The 16,828-nt window shown below is 69.8% G+C and carries 14 protein-coding genes and 1 tRNA gene; 4 read left to right on the forward strand and 11 right to left on the reverse strand.

Annotated elements, in window-relative coordinates; translation table 11 throughout:
• Positions 1-53: 53 nt before the first annotated feature.
• Positions 54-1,316, reverse strand: a complete 1,263-nt coding sequence (locus O7623_RS06045; protein WP_282227600.1) for a glycosyltransferase — start codon at positions 1,314-1,316, stop codon at positions 54-56.
• 232 nt (positions 1,317-1,548) lie between these two features.
• Here O7623_RS06045 and O7623_RS06050 point away from each other — a divergent pair, with 232 nt between their 5' ends.
• The 4 genes from O7623_RS06050 (at position 1,549) to O7623_RS06065 (ending at position 7,639) form a co-directional block, all read left to right on the forward strand.
• Positions 1,549-2,886 carry a hypothetical protein gene (locus tag O7623_RS06050; protein ID WP_282227601.1) on the forward strand — a complete coding sequence of 446 codons (1,338 nt, stop codon included), beginning with the start codon at positions 1,549-1,551 and terminating at the stop codon, positions 2,884-2,886.
• 171 nt (positions 2,887-3,057) lie between these two features.
• Complete coding sequence (locus O7623_RS06055; protein ID WP_282227602.1) at positions 3,058-3,975, forward strand: glycosyltransferase; 918 nt, start codon at positions 3,058-3,060, stop codon at positions 3,973-3,975.
• Positions 3,972-5,858 carry an ABC transporter ATP-binding protein gene (locus O7623_RS06060; RefSeq protein WP_282227603.1) on the forward strand — a complete coding sequence of 629 codons (1,887 nt, stop codon included), beginning with the start codon at positions 3,972-3,974 and terminating at the stop codon, positions 5,856-5,858. Before O7623_RS06055 ends, O7623_RS06060 begins: the two co-directional genes overlap by 4 nt.
• Complete coding sequence (locus O7623_RS06065) at positions 5,855-7,639, forward strand: ABC transporter ATP-binding protein (RefSeq protein WP_282227604.1); 1,785 nt, start codon at positions 5,855-5,857, stop codon at positions 7,637-7,639. The genes O7623_RS06060 and O7623_RS06065 overlap by 4 nt, the downstream gene beginning before the upstream one ends.
• Before the next feature lie 149 nt (positions 7,640-7,788).
• Here the strand turns inward: O7623_RS06065 and O7623_RS06070 are convergent, their stop codons facing one another.
• The 10 genes from O7623_RS06070 to O7623_RS06115 all read right to left on the reverse strand — a co-directional run bounded on the left by O7623_RS06070 (position 7,789) and on the right by O7623_RS06115 (position 16,707).
• Positions 7,789-8,685: a CPBP family intramembrane glutamic endopeptidase gene (locus O7623_RS06070; RefSeq protein ID WP_282227605.1), complete on the reverse strand. Its 897-nt coding sequence runs from the start codon at positions 8,683-8,685 to the stop codon at positions 7,789-7,791.
• A 59-nt stretch (positions 8,686-8,744) separates the two neighbouring features.
• A complete protein-coding gene (locus O7623_RS06075) occupies positions 8,745-9,425 on the reverse strand; it encodes a response regulator transcription factor (RefSeq protein ID WP_282227606.1) in 681 nt (226 codons plus the stop codon).
• On the reverse strand, positions 9,422-10,552 hold the full coding sequence (locus tag O7623_RS06080; protein WP_282227607.1) for a sensor histidine kinase: 1,131 nt from the start codon (positions 10,550-10,552) through the stop codon (positions 9,422-9,424). The genes O7623_RS06075 and O7623_RS06080 overlap by 4 nt, the downstream gene beginning before the upstream one ends.
• Before the next feature lie 318 nt (positions 10,553-10,870).
• Positions 10,871-10,944 (reverse strand) — tRNA-Pro (locus O7623_RS06085).
• A 92-nt stretch (positions 10,945-11,036) separates the two neighbouring features.
• Positions 11,037-12,422 (reverse strand): ribosome biogenesis GTPase Der, encoded by a 1,386-nt coding sequence (der, locus tag O7623_RS06090; RefSeq protein WP_282227608.1) that lies wholly within the window; start codon positions 12,420-12,422, stop codon positions 11,037-11,039.
• Positions 12,419-13,099 carry a (d)CMP kinase gene (cmk, locus tag O7623_RS06095; RefSeq protein WP_282227609.1) on the reverse strand — a complete coding sequence of 227 codons (681 nt, stop codon included), beginning with the start codon at positions 13,097-13,099 and terminating at the stop codon, positions 12,419-12,421. The genes der and cmk overlap by 4 nt, the downstream gene beginning before the upstream one ends.
• A gap of 101 nt (positions 13,100-13,200) precedes the next feature.
• On the reverse strand, positions 13,201-13,941 hold the full coding sequence (locus tag O7623_RS06100; protein WP_282227610.1) for a pseudouridine synthase: 741 nt from the start codon (positions 13,939-13,941) through the stop codon (positions 13,201-13,203).
• Positions 13,928-14,782, reverse strand: a complete 855-nt coding sequence (gene scpB / locus O7623_RS06105) for an SMC-Scp complex subunit ScpB (RefSeq protein ID WP_282227611.1) — start codon at positions 14,780-14,782, stop codon at positions 13,928-13,930. The genes O7623_RS06100 and scpB overlap by 14 nt, the downstream gene beginning before the upstream one ends.
• On the reverse strand, positions 14,779-15,735 hold the full coding sequence (locus O7623_RS06110; protein WP_282227612.1) for a ScpA family protein: 957 nt from the start codon (positions 15,733-15,735) through the stop codon (positions 14,779-14,781). The genes scpB and O7623_RS06110 overlap by 4 nt, the downstream gene beginning before the upstream one ends.
• A gap of 42 nt (positions 15,736-15,777) precedes the next feature.
• Positions 15,778-16,707 carry an AAA family ATPase gene (locus O7623_RS06115; protein WP_282227613.1) on the reverse strand — a complete coding sequence of 310 codons (930 nt, stop codon included), beginning with the start codon at positions 16,705-16,707 and terminating at the stop codon, positions 15,778-15,780.
• Between the last annotated feature and the right edge of the window lie 121 nt (positions 16,708-16,828).

Genomic DNA, 16,828 nt, shown 5'->3' on the forward strand with positions numbered 1-16,828 from the left:
ACGTCGATCGTTATGCCGCCGCCACGCCGCAGGGTTGGCGTGGCGGCGGTATCTCAGTACCGGGTCAGCGCACGGACCTGCCGGGCCAGCTCGTCGGTGAGTCGGACGCAGCGCCCGATCCGATGCGCCTCCAGGAGCAGGTCCGAGCCCCAGCGTGGCCAGAGCCCGGCGAGCCGGGAGGTCAGCAGCACCGTCTCCACGGACCGGTCTGCCAACGGCGTACGCAGGCCGATCGCGTGGTGCGCCGCGTGCGGGGTGCCGGCAACCGCCTTCGCCAGCAGGTCGGCGTCGAAGTCCATCAGCGTCGCGGGAGGCAGACCCACCGGCACACGACCGCCCGCTCCGAGAACGACCGCTCGGTCCGCCCGGTCGAGACGGGGCAGTTCCCGCGCCAACTCGTGCATGACGTCGACCGCCCGCGCCTGCTCGGCCCAGGAGAGCATGAACTGGTAGTTCTCCTCGAGTTCGAGCAGGTCGGTCCGCTGCATCACCTTCCAGACGACCTCGACCGGCGGCTCCGGATGCATCACGATGAACTTCTGGATGTTGGCCTTGCCGTCGGCCATGTTGGCGTCCCGGTCGCGGCCCTGCGGAGCATGCACCGCCCACGCGCTGCGGGCGAGCCGGAAACCGACGCCGTCCTTGAACAGGCGGTAGGCGAGTTCCAGATCCTCCACCCCCCACCGGCGGAACTCCTCGTTGAATCCACCGACGCGCCAGAAGTCGGCGGCGCGCACCGAGCAGTTCAACGACCAGAACAACACCCACGGGGTGGCCAGCGATCCCAGATCGAAGTTGGCAGCGGCGAAGTACGGATGTCTCGGGTCGGCGAAGCTCGGATCGTCGCGGAACCGGGCGACGACGTCCTCGGGCATCACCCCGGCCATCGCCTCCGCCAGACGAGGCATCTCGCCGTCGATGTCGTAGCCGTACGCGTACCCGATGACCGCCAGACGTTCACCGCCTGCGTACTCGGCGCGCAGCCGCTCGAGAAACTCCGGAGCGACGAAGGTGCCGGTATCGAGGAAGACCAGGATCGGCGCGGTGGCCAACCGCGCGCCGGCGTTACGTGCGGCACCGGCCCGAAAGCCCTCATCGGACTGGAAGTGGTAGCGGATCCGCAACGTCTTCGCTGCGTCCTCCACCACCGTGCGGGTGTCGTCCGACGAACCGTCGTCGGTGACGATGACTTCGAACATCTCGGCCGGCATCCGTTGCCGGGCCAGATGCGCCAAGGTCTGACGCAACGCCTCACTTCGGTTGTAGGTGGGAATGATGACCGACAGTTGCGCACCGGTCGAGGTCGAAGATGTCATGCAGGCACCCTTCCGGGTTGGGCCACCGATGGCAATCGTCTCATCCACGTCGATTTCCTGGCGTATCGCAGCTTGCCGTCATCGACGTGTGTATCGGACGGTCGAACCGGACTGGGACGCACGCACGAAGATGCGCCGGTGTCGATCGACCTGGCACGCTGTGGCGACCTGTCCGGTTCCCGTGACGCGCGCTGCCCGGCGGCACGACGAGAGACTCGCGGAAAGGTGCCGCATGCCTGGTCCGATCGACCTCGTAGTACCGAACAACGGTGAGTTCAACCTCCGCAACCAGGCCGTGGATCTCGGCCCGCGCGGCATCAGCGACTACCTCGGCTTCGGTGCCTACCTCGCCGATCAGTCCGTCTTCTGGAGCACCGCCGAACGAGTGCTCCTGCTACCCGCAGGTCACGACCCGCTCTGGTTCGCCGACGTGCACGACGCCCTGGGGCTGGCCCTGCCGCCGGTGGTGTCACCGCGACCGCGCACCAGTCGGTTGTTGACCGATCTGATGCACGACGCGTCCGCGCTTCGGGCGCTGCGGGACGCGCTCGGCGGGCGCCCGGTGCGGCTGCTGTCCTGGGGTGCGACCCCGGAGCTGTACCTGCTGGTGGAAACCATCCGCAGTTGGGGGCAGCGGGTCGACATCGACGGGGTGACTCCCGAGAACGACTGGGTCAGCCGCTACCTCGACTCGAAGCTGAGCTGCCTGGACCTGGCCCGGGACCTGGGCGTTCCGATGGCACGGTCGATCACCGTCGCCGACCGGGATCAGTTGAGCGGTGCCCTGGCCGCGATCCTGCGCCGGCACCCACGGGCCATCGTCAAGAGCCCGTACGGGGTGGGCGGACAGGGCTCAGCCATCGTGGACGCCGACGCGACGAGCGTGGCCAACTTCTGGAACCGCATGTACGACGACCCGTACCTTCGCGCCTATCCCCTGATCGTGCAGGAGTTCGTGGCCCATGCCGAGGGTATCGGCTGCCCGGCGCTGGACTTCCGGGTCGTCGACGGCGGCATCCGCGACCTGGTGCTCAGCGCGGTCACGACCACACGGGGGCATCTCTTCCAGAGCGTCAACGTCGGGGTGGGGTCGCTGCCCGCCGAGGTGGCCGATCGAATCGTTCCGCTCGGCCATCGCCTCGGTGCAGCCGCCGGGGCACTGGGCTATCGTGGCTGGCTCTGCGTCGATCTGATCGCCGGGGCGGACGGGGAGATCTACCTGACCGAGATGAACGCCCGGCGCAGTGGTGCCATGCACTCCATCGGACTACTCGAGCACTTTCGGTCGGAGCCGGATCTCACCCTGTCGTCGCATGACCTCATGGTCGTCCGAGGGCCGGCCCCGGTCTCCTATCCCGACCGGATACGGCCGGTCTTCCAACGGGCCTGGGCAGCGGGGCTGCGGGTGTATCCGACAGCGATTCGCGGGCTCGCCTTCCCGGAACCGATGATGGCGCTGGTGGCGGCTGCGCCCAGCGCCGTCGAGGCCGAATCGATCGTGCGGGACGTACTGGCTCAGATCGACGGATCGGCGGCGTGCTCGCCCGCCGGACTGGGTGCCACCGCATGAGCCTGACCATGACACACAGGGAATCTGTTGATCTCGATCGACCACTGTGCTTGGATACGCACTTTCCGAGATTCGTCGCCGAATCCCGTCGGACGCGGAGCGACGCGTGCGTTCGGTTCGGCCCGCTCCGCAGCGCGGCGTCGACCGAGCCGCCGACCACCAGGAGAAGAGATGGCCAACTCGCGGCGCTGTAGCGTGGTGATCCCGACATACAACCGGGCTGAGCTGCTCGGCTACACTTTGGAGTCGTTGACCCGGCAGACCCTTGCTGTCGACCGGTTCGAGGTTCTGATCGGCGACGACGGGTCCACCGACCACACCAGGTCGGTCATCGACCGTTACCGTGACCGCGTCCAGCTGCGTCACCTCTACCAGGAACACGACGGTGTCGGTGCCGCACGTGCCCGAAACGCATGCATCCGCGAGGCGACCGGCGACGTCTGCGTCATGATCGACTCAGGCGTGATGGCGCACTCCGGAATGCTCGCCGCGCACCTGGCGACTCACGACTCGGCACCGGGGCCGGTCGCGGTGATCGGCTACGTCTACGGCTTCGACCTCGACGGTGAGTACCGCAGCGATCTCGAGAAGTTGATCGATCCGTGGGACGCGGACGGGACGATCGAGCGGCTTGCCTCCCAAGGCGACCATCCCGACGTCCGCGACGAGTTCTACCTGCGTTACGACAACGACGACTTCGCGGACCTGCCGGCGCCGTGGATCATGTACTGGACGTGCAACGTCTCGGCGCGGACCAGCCAACTGCACGACGTGGGCATGTTCGACGAGGGCTTCCGCACCCTCGGTGGCGAGGATCTCGACCTGGGGTACCGGCTGCACTGTGACGACGCCCGATTCGTGCTCGACCGCGCAGCCAGCTCGGTGCACTACCCGCACCCGAAGGATTTCTCGCAGAATCTGACCAACGCGATGGTCACCTACCAACGCATGATCGAGAAGTACCGTTCACCGGTGATGCCCTTGTTGATGGCGGTGCCGACGATCCACCCGTTCAACATCAACGACGTGATTCCGGTACTCGACCTGCCCCCGGAGGCGACCCGGATGGACCGGAAGCAGACCCGGTGACAGGCTTGTGGAGCAACGCGCTGGAGGAGCTCGACAAGCGGTGGAGCATCGTCCGGATGCTGCCACGCGCGGGAACCGGCCTGATCGCCGGCCTCGCCGCGATCAACGTCGCCCTCGGTGTCCTGCCGGTGGTCTTCGTGGTCGCCACCAGCAACGTCCTCGGCCGGGTACCCGAGGCGGTCAGCGGCGGAACGGACTCGACGGCCTGGCGCTCCCTGATGGCCATCTTCGCGGTAGCGGCGGCGGCCTTCGTCGGTCAGCAGGTAGTAGCGCCCTTTCAGAACTCGCTCGGCGAGCTGACGGCCCGCCGCGTCGACGGACAGATGTTCGACGACCTGATGGCAGCCGCGCTGCGGCCCCGGGGCATCGCACCGCTCGAGGACCAGGCCGCGCTCCAGGACCTGCGGGCCGCCGCCGACGAGGTGCAGTACGGCTTCCAGAGCCCCGGTCAGGCCTGCGCCGGCCTGCTCGCACTCGGTGCCCGGTACGTGCAACTGATCGGGTACGCCGCGGTGGTCGCGTTCGCCTTCGCCTGGTGGGCGGCCCTGGCCCTTGTCGTGGTGGTGCTGCTGTTCCGGTACGGCCAACGTAACGGCATCCGCCACTACTCCCGGCTGCGCTACGCGCTCGACGGACCCGAACGCAAGATAGATTACCTGCGCGACCTCGGCATTCAGCCGGCAGCAGGCAAGGAGATTCGGATATTCGGGCTCGCCAACTGGCTGACCTCGACGCTCGATCAGGCATACCGGTCCTGGTTGGCCCCGCTCTGGGTGGCCCGCCGTCGGCTCTACCTGTGGCCGTTCTTCTGGTACGCGCTGGTCGGACTGCTCCTCACCAGCATGGTCTTTGCCTTCACCGGGCGAGCCGCCGCCGGGCAGCTCACGCTCACCGGCTTCGCGCTGGTCATGCAGGCCAGTCTCGGCGCGTTGCGGCTGTCGGAGTTCTATCCCGAGGCGGACAACCAGATCGCGGTAGGCATGAACGCCTATGACGCCGTCCAGCGGTTCGCCAGGCGGATCGACGCCTACCCGTCCGACGTCGGTGACGACGCGGCGGACCGGGAGTCCGTGACCGCGGTACCAGACCCTGTCACCACCATTCACTTCGACCGGGTCTCCTTCTCCTACCCCGGGCAGGACCGGCTCGTCCTCGACAATCTCGACCTGAAGATCCCGGTGGGCCGGTGTACGGCGATCGTCGGCCTCAACGGAGCGGGCAAGACCACCCTGGTCCGGCTACTGGCCAGGCTCTACGAGCCGACCGGCGGTGTGATCCGGGTCGACGGGGTCGACATCCGCAGCTACCCGGTCACCGAGTGGCGCCGCAAGCTCGGCATCATCTTCCAGGATTTCGCCCGCTACGAGATCTCGGCGGCGGCGAACATCGGCTACGGCGCGATCGATGCTGCCGACGACCGCGAGGGGATCGAGCAGGCCGCCCGATCGGTCGACATGGCCGACGACCTGGCCCGGCTGTCCCGCGGGCTGGACACGCCGTTGACCAACCAAGTGGCCGGCGGTACCGACCTCTCCGGCGGCCAGTGGCAGCGGGTGGCGCTCGCTCGGGCACTGTTCGCGCTCCGCCACGGATCACCCGTCGTGGTCCTCGACGAGCCCACCGCGAGTCTCGACGTCCGCACCGAGGCCAGGTTCTTCGACGAGTTCGCCGAGCTGACCCAGGGTGCCACCACCCTGCTGATCTCGCACCGCTTCTCCACCGTGCGGCAGGCCGACCACGTCGTCGTGCTCACCGGGGGCAGGGTCGCCGAGCAGGGCAGCCACGACGAGCTGATCGCCCTCGACGGCCGGTACGCCCGACTGTTCCGACTACAGGCTGACCGGTTCACCGAGGTTCCGCAGCCCGAGGAGCTGGCACGATGATCAACATTGTCACCGGGTGCCGGCAGCTCTTGTCCACCGCCTGGCGGATGGACCGCGCCCGGACGGTCGCTTCGATCGTGCTGATGGCCTGCGGGGCAGTCGCCGCACCCCTGCTGGCGGTCGGTCTGGGTGCCATGACCGATGCCGTGGTGGCCGGGCAATGGCGAGAAGGTGCGCTGAGCGGTGTCGTGGTCGCCGTCCTGGCCATCGTCTCGCTGACCTTCAGTCACTTCGCCCACGTGCTCTACTTCGAACTATCCGAGCTCGCCGAGATCGACTTCGACCGGAAACTGATCGAGCTGTCCAACGGCACCCCCGGTATCGCCCATCACGAGCAGGCCGCGCAGGCTGACTCGCTGACCGTGCTGCAACACGAGAGCCGTCGCTTCCGCACCGGGCTGGAGGCGTTGTTCGGTGGGGTGAGCCTGCTGCTCGCCATGGTGGTCACCGCCGTGCTGCTGGCAGATCTGCACCCGCTGCTCCTGCTGTTGCCGCTGGCGGCAATCCCTCCGCTGTACACCGGGCGGCTGGCCGAGCGCCGCCTCGACGCGGCCAAGACCGCGACCGCCGAGCCGGTACGCCTGTCGCTCAACCTGTTCGGTCTGGCGACCTCGTCCCGGCACGCCGGTGAGGTGCGGGTCTTCCGGCTGGAGGATCAGCTCCGCCGCAGACGCTCTGAGCTATGGGCGCGCGCTACCGCTGGACGGCACCGTGCCCAGACGACAGCCGCCGTCATCCAGGTGGCCGGGCAGCTGGTCTTCGCCGGTGCGTACGTCGGTGGGGTCCTGCTGATCCTGCGCGACGCGACCACCGGTCGGCACAGCGTCGGCGCGGTGGTGCTCGCCGTGGCCCTCGCTGCCCAGGTCAACCAGCAGGTCACCGCCGCAGTCACCCTGATGCAGGATCTCTTCCGGATGTCCAGCACCTACGCCCGGATGGACCGGTTCCGTTCTGCGGTCGCGGTGCCCGACGCCGCACCGACCCGCCGCCTGCCGCCGCAACGGCTGCGGCACGGAATCGTCTTCGACGGCGTCGACTTCTGCTACCCGGCCAGCGACAGGGTCGCACTGCGCGACGTCGACCTGCGCCTACCCGCCGGCTCCGTCGTCGCGGTCGTCGGCGAGAACGGTGCGGGAAAGACCACCCTGGTCAAGCTCCTCTGTGGTTTCTATCGGCCGAGCCGGGGCCGGCTGCTGGTCGACGGCGTCGACCTGCGCGAGCTGCCCATCGAGGCGTGGCGCCAGCGGATCGCCGCCGGGTTCCAGGACTTCGTCCGCTACGAACTGCTCGCCCGACAGGCCGTCGGTGTCGGCGAGCTGGCCGACATCGACGACGCAGAGGCGGTACGCGCGGCGCTGGAACGCGCCCGCGGCAGCGACCTGCTCGACCACCTTCCGCAAGGCCTGGAGACCCAGCTCGGCAAGAGCTACGCCGACGGCGCGGAACTCTCCGGTGGCCAGTGGCAGAAACTCGCGCTCGGCCGGGCCCTGATGCGGCAGACCCCGCTGCTACTGGTACTCGACGAGCCGACCTCGGCGCTGGACCCGGAAGCGGAGCATGGTCTGTTCGAACGGTATGCCGACCAGTCCCGTCGGGTCGCCGCGACGACTGGTGCGATCACCGTGCTCGTCTCGCACCGGTTCTCCACCGTCCGGATGGCCGACCAGATCATCGTGGTTCGCGACGGGCGGATCGCCGAGGTGGGCAGCCACACCGAGCTCATCCGCGCCGGTGGCCAGTACGCCGAGCTGTACGCCCTGCAGGCAAGGGTGTACCAGTAACGTGAAGCATCAACCCGGCTCGGTACTTCGACCGGTTCCATACCTGCCGGCCATGGTAAGGCGGGTTGGGCAGGATGACGGCGACGGTACGCACCGTCCGGCGTCCGTGTTGGTGCGGTGCGGATCGCGCCTATGGCGATGGACTGCGCTCAGGCCTTCTTTCGTGTTGTCGCAAGTGAGCGAAGGTCCGAGCCGTTTCGTGCCGATGCGATGCGGGTGCCGGAGGTGGGCGACGCATTCGAGCCAGAGTTCGCCGCTCTTGTGAGGGCCGCGGCGATCAGCGCCATCCCGGCGTTGAGGCCGAGGTAGCTGATGGCCACCGGGAACGACACGAGCGGCACCAGTACGATCGACACGTTGACGGCGAGATGGCCCAGTACGGCCGCCGTGACCCCGCCGCGCAGCGTTTCGGTGACGTACAGCAGGCCGGCTGACAGCATGACCACGACCACGAGGTAGCCCAGCCCCTCGATCGTGAACAGCCCGATGCTGTGCTGGAAGGTGCCGGCGAGAAAGAAGAGCGGAACGTGCCAGACAGCCCAGATCGGGCCGAGGACGAGCGTGGTACGCCCGGCCGACAGCCTGCGGCGCAGTAGCGGCTGAAGGTGTCCGCGCCAGCCGAACTCCTCACTCAGCGGGCCGGTGAGGAGCGCGAACCCGAGATACGGCAACCAGCCGCCGGCTGTGGCTGCCGCTTCCGCGAACCGACCCAGATCGATTCCCGGCCCACCGACGAGTGGCGCCGCTGCCGCGGCGCCGACGGCCGGCACGCCACCGAACAACAGCGCGGCCGGCAGCCAGCGGGGCGCGGCGGAAAACCGGGCCCGCCACGCATCACGACGGCCGGCGGGCGCGGCCGGCGGCCGGGCCTGCCCGGCACCGCGGCGGCCGGTGAGCGCAAGCACTCCGGCGGCCACGCTCGGGCCGCACAGGCCGGCCACCTGGAGGACCGCGACGAGCGGGTCGGACATGTCGCCACCGGCGAGGAGGCCGGCACCCCAGAGGCCCCAGCTTAGTCCGAACGTGAGGGCCAGGAAACGGAACATGGGGACAGCCTCCCGGTCGGACCGCTCGAGCGGATCGCCGGTACGAGGGAGTCTGCGAGTCACTCGCGAGAGTGAGGATGACGTCGCGGCACGACCAGACCTGACTCGTACGCCGCGATCACCGCCTGCACCCGGTCCCGCAGATGGAGCTTGGCCAGCATGTTGCTGACGTGCGTCTTGACGGTGTGCTCGCTGACATGCAGCCGTGCAGCAACCTCCAAGTTGGACAGCCCTTCGGCGACCAGGCGCAGGGTTTCGGTCTCCCGCGCGGTCAGTGCCGCCAGTGATGGGGCTGCAGCGGGCACGGGCGCGCTCCGATCGATCATGCCGGCGATCAGGCGGCGGGTGACGCTGGGTGCCAGCAGCGCGTCGCCCGCAGCCACCGTCCGTACGGCGCTGACCAACTCGGCGCGACGCATGTTCTTGAGCAGGAAGCCGCTGGCTCCGGCGTGCAGCGCGTCGTAGACGTACTCATCGATGTCGAAGGTGGTCAGCATCAGCACCCGGGCCTCGGTGTCGGCGCAGATCTCGGCGGTGGCCGCGATCCCGCTCATGACCGGCATCCGGACGTCCATCAGAACCACGTCCGGGCGCAGTTCCCGGGCAGCACAGACTGCCTCCGCGCCGTCGACGGCCTCGCCCACGACGGTCATGTCGGGTTGCGCGTCGAGGATCACGCAGAAGCCGTCGCGGACGAGGGCTTGATCGTCCGCGACCAGGACACGCAGCCGGCCGGTCATCCCGATCTCCTGCTCGGGAACGTGGCGGTGACGACGAAGCCGGTACCGTCCGGGGGCACACCCGCACGGAAGTCGCCGTCGCAGGCGATGACCCGCTCCCGCATGCCGGTCAGCCCGTTCCCGGGGCGGACGTTGACGACGCCGGGGCCGTCGTCGGTGATCTCGACCCGCAGCCGGTCCGAGGACCAGTCAAGCTCGACCCGCACCGCGGCCGCCCCGGCGTGCCGAACGGCGTTGGTCAACGACTCCTGCACCACTCGGTAGGCGGCCTCGGCGGCGTCCGGTCCGACCGCGAACGGCTCGCCGCGCTCGGTGACGGAGACACCGAGACCGGTCTCGCGGGCGCGCTGCGCCAACGCCGGGATACCTGCCAAGTTCGGCGCGGCCCGCAAAATGCCGAGCGTGCAGCGCAACTGGGTCAGCGCGTCGTGCGCGGTGTCGGAGATCGTCTCGAAGGACCGTACGGCCCGGTCGGGATCGCGGTGCACCAGCAGCGGACCGGCCTCGGCCTGCACCGCGATCAGGCTGATCGAATGGGCCAGGATGTCGTGCATGTCGCGGGCGATGCCCTCCCGCTCGCGGGCGGACACAGCGGCCCGTTCCTCGGCGTGTCGCAGCGCCCGCTCCTCCAGCAGCGCGATCCGGTCCCGCCGAGCCCGGGCGCCGATACCGAGCGCGAACGCGGTGGCGAACACGCCACCGGAGTAGAGGATGGAGGCGGGATCCTTGTCGTAGACCTGCTGGGTGAAGACCACCCCGGCGGCGGTCGCGGCGACGATGACAGCCCGAGCGGCGACCCGGCTGTACGCCGCGACCGTATAGGTGGCGACGAGCTGACCGTACGGCCAGTTCACCTCGCCGTGCGCCGCTATCAGACCGAGCGCGCCGACACCGCAGAGCAGGGCCACTGTGAACGGTGCCCGCCGTCGCCACACGATCGGCAGGGCGGACACCGAGGCGCAGATCAGCACGACCGGCCGCGGGTCGGTGATCTTACCCGGCTCAGCGACCGTGGCGACGAGACAGACGACCGCGATCGCGCCGTCCCAGAGCCGCGGGTACCGAGCAACCGTCGACCGTACGCGGTCGCGCAGCGTGCCGCCATTGCTCGGAGCCGGGGAGACCACGTGGCCGATCTTAGCTACTTCGATCTGGATGATGCGGCTGGTCCTGCTGGGGTGCGGGCGGCTCAGAGTCCTGCCGGCCCCGACGGGCCGACGCCACCGGCGCACGCCCGTCCAAGCCCCGGACGTCTCCAAGTCCTGGAGCGGCTCGGCGCCAACCCGAACGGACAGCGCGCACCCGCAACGCACGACGACGCCCGGGGATGACAGACCTGGTTGCCGCACCAGGTAATTGGGGGGTTTTCGGGGGGCGGTTCAAGACTTCATAGAAGAAAGTCAAAGCCCTGACCAGCGTTTCCGCTGGTCAGGGCTTTTTCTGTGTCGGGACGGCCGGATTCGAACCGACGACCCCTTGACCCCCAGTCAAGTGCGCTACCAAGCTGCGCCACGTCCCGTTGCCGTCAAGCGGCGCCTGTGGCAACCGGTACAGCGTAGCGCATGGCGGATCCGGACGACACGACCCCTACCCGGCGGCCGGGCCCGCCGGTCAGCCGTGGGCCTTGCCCCGCCCGCCGGGGCCGACCTGCTTGCGGGGACGCACCGACACCTCGATCGGGGTGCCCTCGAAACCGAACTCCTCGCGCAGTTTCCGCTCGACGAACCGCTGGTAGCCGGCGTCGAGTGGACCCGTGGTGAACAGGACGAACCGGGGCGGGGCGACTCCTGCCTGAGTGGCGAAGAGGATACGCGGAGCCCGGCCGCCGCGTACCGGGTGCGGGGTGGCCTGGACCAGGGCGGTGATCCACTGGTTGAGCTGCCCGGTCGGAATACGGGTCTCCCAGCTGGCCAGGGCGGTCCGCAACGCCGGGGCCAGCCGCTCCACGGAGCGACCGGTCCGTGCGGAGATGTTGACCCGGATGGCCCAGGGGATGCGACGCAGGTCGCGTTCGATCTCCTTCTCGAGGTAGTAGCGCCGGTCGGCGTCGACCAGGTCCCACTTGTTGAATGCGATCACCAACGCCCGACCGGCCTCGACGACCATGGACAGCACCCGCTGGTCCTGCTCGCTGAGGGTCTCGCTGGCGTCGAGCAGGACGACGGCCACCTCGGCGGCCTCGATCGCCCCGGCGGTACGCAGGCTGGCGTAGTACTCCGTACCGCTGGCCCGGTTCGCGCGTTTACGCAACCCGGCGGTGTCGACGAACTGCCACGGTTCGCCGCCGATCTCCACGATGCTGTCGACCGGGTCCACGGTCGTTCCGGCGACCGAGTCGACGACCGCACGTTCCTCCCGGGCGAGCCGGTTGAGCAGGCTGGACTTGCCGACGTTGGGTCGTCCGACGAGCGCCACCCGCCGTGGGCCACGCGGCCCGCCCGGCTCGGCCACCGGCGGCGGGTCGGGCAGCGCGTCGAGGACCGCGTCGAGCAGGTCACCGGAGCCGCGCCCGTGCAGTGCGGAGACCGGGTACGGCTGGCCGAGGCCGAGCGACCACAGGCTGGTCGCCTCCAGTTCGACGGTGGTGTTGTCCGCCTTGTTCGCCACCAGCAGGACGGGTTTCGCGCTGCGCCGCAGCATCTTGACGGCGGCCTCGTCGACGTCGGTCGAGCCGACCGTGGCGTCCACCACGAACAGCACCACGTCGGCGGTGGCGACGGCGGCCTCGGCCTGCGCCGCGATGGCGGCGGCCCGGTCCCGCGCGTCGGGCTCCCAGCCGCCGGTGTCGACGATGGTGAACTGCCGACCGGACCAGTTGGCGTCGTAGGGCACCCGGTCCCGGGTGACTCCCGGTACGTCCTCCACGACCGCCTGCCGACGACCGATGATCCGGTTGACCAGTGTGGACTTACCGACGTTGGGTCGTCCGACGACGGCGACCACCGGCACCGGCGCGGTCGGGTCGGTCAACTCCTCCGGCACCGCCTCGGCGTTCACCGGGCGACCTGGGCGGCGAGCAGGTGACGGAGCTGGTCGACGACCTCGTCGATGCCCAGTGCGGTGGTGTCCAGCACGACCGCGTCAGGAGCCTGCCGCAGCGGATTCACCGCCCGGTTGGAGTCGAGCTGGTCGCGGCGGGCCAGCGCCTGGGCGGTGGCCGCCACGTCGGCGGCGGTCTCGGCGCTGCGGCGCATCGCCCGGGCCTCGGCCGACGCGGTCAGGTAGACCTTGAGGTCGGCGTCCGGGGCGACGACCGAGGCGATGTCACGCCCTTCGACGACGATCGGCGCGTGGGCGGCGATGAGGGCCCGCTGTTCGGCGACCATCCGTTCCCGGACGGCCGCGACGGCGGCGACCGCGGAGACCGCGGAGGTCACCTCGGCGCCGCGGATCTCGCGGTCGACCGGGACGCCGTCGGCGCTGATGTGCGGGTCCGTCGGGTCGGTGCCGACGGTCAGGGCGACGTCGGCGGCGACCTTGCCGACCCCGTCCGGATCGTGCGGGTCCACGCCGGAACGCAGCACCGCCCAGGTGACGGCCCGGTACATCGCGCCGGTGTCCAGGTACCGGGCACCGGTCGCGCTGGCCAGGCGACGGCAGACGGTCGACTTACCCGATCCGGACGGACCATCCACCGCTACCACAAACTGCCCGGTCCGTTCCTGCTCAGCCACCGTCGCTCCTCTCACCCGCACCACTGTCCCCGGCAGTCCCACCGAGGTGGGGTCGGCACACACCCTCCCGGGTGCCCACCAACGGGCTCCATCATGCCTGGCTAGTCACTGACCGCTGCGAACAGGGCAGCGACCTCCGCGTTGTTCAACCGCCGGGTCCGACCGGGCCGCAGGTCGCCGAGTCGGATCGGTCCGATGGCGGTCCGGACCAGCCGGGAGACCGGGTGCCCCACCTCCTCGAAGAGCCGCCGGACGATGTGGTTGCGCCCTTCGTGCAGCACCACTTCGACCTGGGCGGTCCGACCGAGGGTGTCGAGCAGCGCGTACTTGTCCACTTTGGCCGGCCCGTCGTCGAGGTCGACGCCAGCGAGCAACCGGCGGCCCACCGCCCGGGGGACCGGCCCGGCGACCTCGCACAGGTAGGTCTTCGGCACACCGTACGAGGGGTGCATCAGCCGGTGCGCCAACGTCCCGTCGTTGGTCAGCAGCAGCAGGCCCTCGCTGTCGGCGTCCAGTCGGCCGACGTGGTAGACCCGCTGGTCGACCCGGTCAAGCAGATCCGACAGCGCGGTACGGCCCTTCTCGTCCGCCATCGTCGACACGACGCCGCGGGGCTTGTTCATCGCCAGGTACGCCAGCCGGTGATCGGTGACGATCCGTTCGCCGTCGACGTGGATCACCGCGTTGCGCGGGTCGACCTTGTCGCCCAGTTCGGCGACCCGCCCGTCGACGGTCACCCGCCGTCGGAAGATCAGGTCCTCGCAGGCGCGGCGGGAGCCGACGCCGGCGGCGGCCAGCACCTTCTGCAGGCGCTGCACACCACTGTCGTCATCGTTGGGCATCGGCGATCTCTTCCACGTCGTCGGGCAGGAACGGCGCCAGCGAGGGTAGCTCCTCGACGCTGTTCAACCCCAATTTCTCCAGGAACAGCGTCGACGTACGGTAGAGGTAGGCGCCGCTCTCCGGCTCGCTGCCGCACTCCTCGATCAGCCCCCGCGACGTCAGGGTCCGGATGACCCCGTCGCAGTTGACGCCCCGGATGGCCGAGACCCGGCCCCGGGTCACCGGCTGCTTGTAGGCGACCACCGCCAGAGTCTCCAGCGCGGCCTGGGTCAACCGCACCGACTGCCCGTCGAGAACGAACCGCTCGACATAGGGCGCGTACTCGGGGCGGGTGTAGAGTCGCCAGCCGCCGGCCACCCGCCGCAGGTCGAACCCGTGTCCGGCGGCGGTGTAACTGTCGGAGATCTCCCGCAGCATCGCGCCGACCCGCTCGGTCGGCTGTTCCAGCACCTGCGCGAGCACGTTCTCGGCCACCGGTTCGTCGACCACCAGCATGATCGCCTCGATCGCCGGTCTGAGTTCGGCGTCGTCGAGCAACGCCAGCGCGGCGGGTGCCACCGGTGCCGGTTCAGGTACCGGCTGCGACCTGGCGGTCGGCGCTGGCGGCGCCTCGGGCTCCGGCTCGGCCGCCGGCTCCGGCTCGGGCTCGGGCTCGGGCTCGGGTTGCCCGTCGGGCACGGCGGGTGGCTCCGCCGCCGGGACCGCCTCGGGCACGGGTGCGGGGGGCGGTGCCGGCTCCGGGGCGGCGGCGCTCTGCGACGGTACGGTGGCCCGCGCCCACGGGGGCACCCAGGCCGCTGCCTGCTCGGCGAGCGAGTCGGGCTGCTCGTCGCTGTTCACGAAGCCTCCTCCTGCCTGGCGTCCGGCCCGCTGGGATCTGACGGCGCGGCGGACGTCGTCGCGGTGTCGGTCTCCGCCGGCTGGCCGGCGTACTCGTCGACGGTGAGCTCCGCTCCCCCGTGCGCGCCGCCGGTCCAGCGTACGGTGAGGTCGCCCAGCGCCTGCTCCTGGCTGAAGCCGACCAGACCTTCCCGGTACAGCTCCAGCAACGCCAGGAACCGCGCGACGACCTCCAGGGTGGACTCACAGTCCAGGCAGAGCGTCTCGAAGGTGGCGGTGCCGATCCGGCGCAGCCGGTCGCGCAGCAGGGTGGCGTGCTCCCGTACGCTGACCCGCACCTGGTGCACGTGGTCGATGGAGACCACCGGCACCACCCGTGGCGTCATGGCCTTGATCGCCAGCTTGGCCAACCGGGCGGGGCCGACGCCGAGCACCAGTTCCGGCAGGGCCTGGGCGTAGCGCTCCTCCAGAGTGACCGACCGCGGGTAGCGGCGGGCGCCGGCCGTCTCCAGTTCGGCGATGTGCGCTGCGGCCTCCTTGAAGGCCTTGTACTGCAGCAGCCGGGCGAACAGCAGGTCCCGGGCCTCCAGCAGCGCCAGGTCCTCCTCGTCCTCGACCTGGGCGGCGGGTAGCAGCCGGGCGGCCTTGAGGTCGAGCAGGGTGGCCGCGATGACCAGGAACTCGCTTGCCTCGTCGAGGTCCCAGTCGTCGCCCATCGCCCGGATGTAGGCGATGAACTCGTCAGTGACCTGGTGCAGCGCCACCTCGGTGACGTCCAGCTTGTGTTTGCCGATGAGCTGCAGCAGCAGGTCGAAGGGGCCGGTGAAGTTCGCCAACCGTACGGTGAACCCGGTCCCCTCGGTGGCCGGGGCCGCACCGGCGACGTCGGGGGCGCCGGGCGACGACGGGGCCGCCGGCTGCGTCGCCACCTCGGCGGCCGTCGGTGCACTCACCAGTCGACCGTAGTGCACCTGCTGGGCGAGCTGCACCGCAGGTTAGCGCTCCGCGTGGTGCGCGATGACCTCGCGGGCGAGCTGGCGGTAGTTGCGGGCACCGGACGACGCCGGGTCGAGGCTGGTGATCGGCGCGCCGGCGACGGTCGACTCGGGGAACTTGACCGTCTTGGTGATCACCGTCTGGTAGACCTTGTCGCCGAACGCCTCGACGACCCGCTGCAGCACCTGCCGGCAGTGCGTGGTGCGGCTGTCGTACATGGTCGCCAGGATGCCTTCCAGCTCCAGGTCGAAGTTGAGCCGTTCGCGGACCTTGTCGATGGTGTCGAGCAGCAGCGCCACGCCGCGCAGGCTGAAGAACTCGCATTCGAGGGGGATCAGCACACCGTGCGCCACGGTCAACGCGTTGATCGCCAGCAGACCGAGTGACGGCTGACAGTCGATCAGGACGAAGTCGTACTCCTTGCGGATCGACTTGAGCACCCGGGCCAGCGCCATCTCCCGGGCGACCTCGTTGACCAGCTGGATCTCGGCGGCCGACAGGTCGATGTTGGCCGGCAGCAGATGCAGCCCGGCCACGTCGGTCTTGATCAACACGTCCTCGGCGGTCACATCGTCCTGCATCAGCAGGTTGTAGACCGACAGGTCCAGATTGTGCGGATTGACCCCGAGGCCGACCGACAGTGCGCCCTGCGGGTCGAAATCGACAAGCAGCACCTTGCGGCCGTACTCGGCCAGCGCCGCACCGAGGTTGATCGTCGTGGTGGTCTTGCCGACGCCGCCCTTCTGGTTGGCCATCGCGATGACCCGGGCCGGGCCGTGCCGGTCGGTCGGCATCGGCTCCGGGATCGGCTTGCGCGTGGTGTACGCGGTCGGATCGGCGGGGCCGAGCTCGGCGCTGAGATCGAGCCCGGCCTGCTGTTCGCGGAGCGTCGAGGTCCACGCCTCGGCACGGTCACTGTTGCCCGCCATGTCCTGTGCGCCCCCTCCCGACGACTGCTCGGCGCCGGAGCCGACCGGCGTCTGCAGCGGCGTCGCCGCTGCGGGGCCTTCGCCTGCCGCCGTACGAAAGCCGCGCCGTTGCCCGACTGTA

The sequence above is a fragment of the Solwaraspora sp. WMMD791 genome (genome assembly GCF_029581195.1).
GTDB lineage: Bacteria > Actinomycetota > Actinomycetes > Mycobacteriales > Micromonosporaceae > Micromonospora_E.

Coding starts and splice junctions, on each gene's coding strand:
- O7623_RS06100 (WP_282227610.1), bottom strand. CDS start 13,941: ATGCCCAACGATGACGACAGTGGTGTGCAGCGCCTGCAGAAGGTGCTG.
- O7623_RS06075 (WP_282227606.1), bottom strand. CDS start 9,425: ATGACCGGCCGGCTGCGTGTCCTGGTCGCGGACGATCAAGCCCTCGTC.
- O7623_RS06050 (WP_282227601.1), top strand. CDS start 1,549: ATGCCTGGTCCGATCGACCTCGTAGTACCGAACAACGGTGAGTTCAAC.
- O7623_RS06115 (WP_282227613.1), bottom strand. CDS start 16,707: ATGGCGGGCAACAGTGACCGTGCCGAGGCGTGGACCTCGACGCTCCGC.
- O7623_RS06065 (WP_282227604.1), top strand. CDS start 5,855: ATGATCAACATTGTCACCGGGTGCCGGCAGCTCTTGTCCACCGCCTGG.
- O7623_RS06045 (WP_282227600.1), bottom strand. CDS start 1,316: ATGACATCTTCGACCTCGACCGGTGCGCAACTGTCGGTCATCATTCCC.
- O7623_RS06070 (WP_282227605.1), bottom strand. CDS start 8,685: ATGTTCCGTTTCCTGGCCCTCACGTTCGGACTAAGCTGGGGCCTCTGG.
- O7623_RS06055 (WP_282227602.1), top strand. CDS start 3,058: ATGGCCAACTCGCGGCGCTGTAGCGTGGTGATCCCGACATACAACCGG.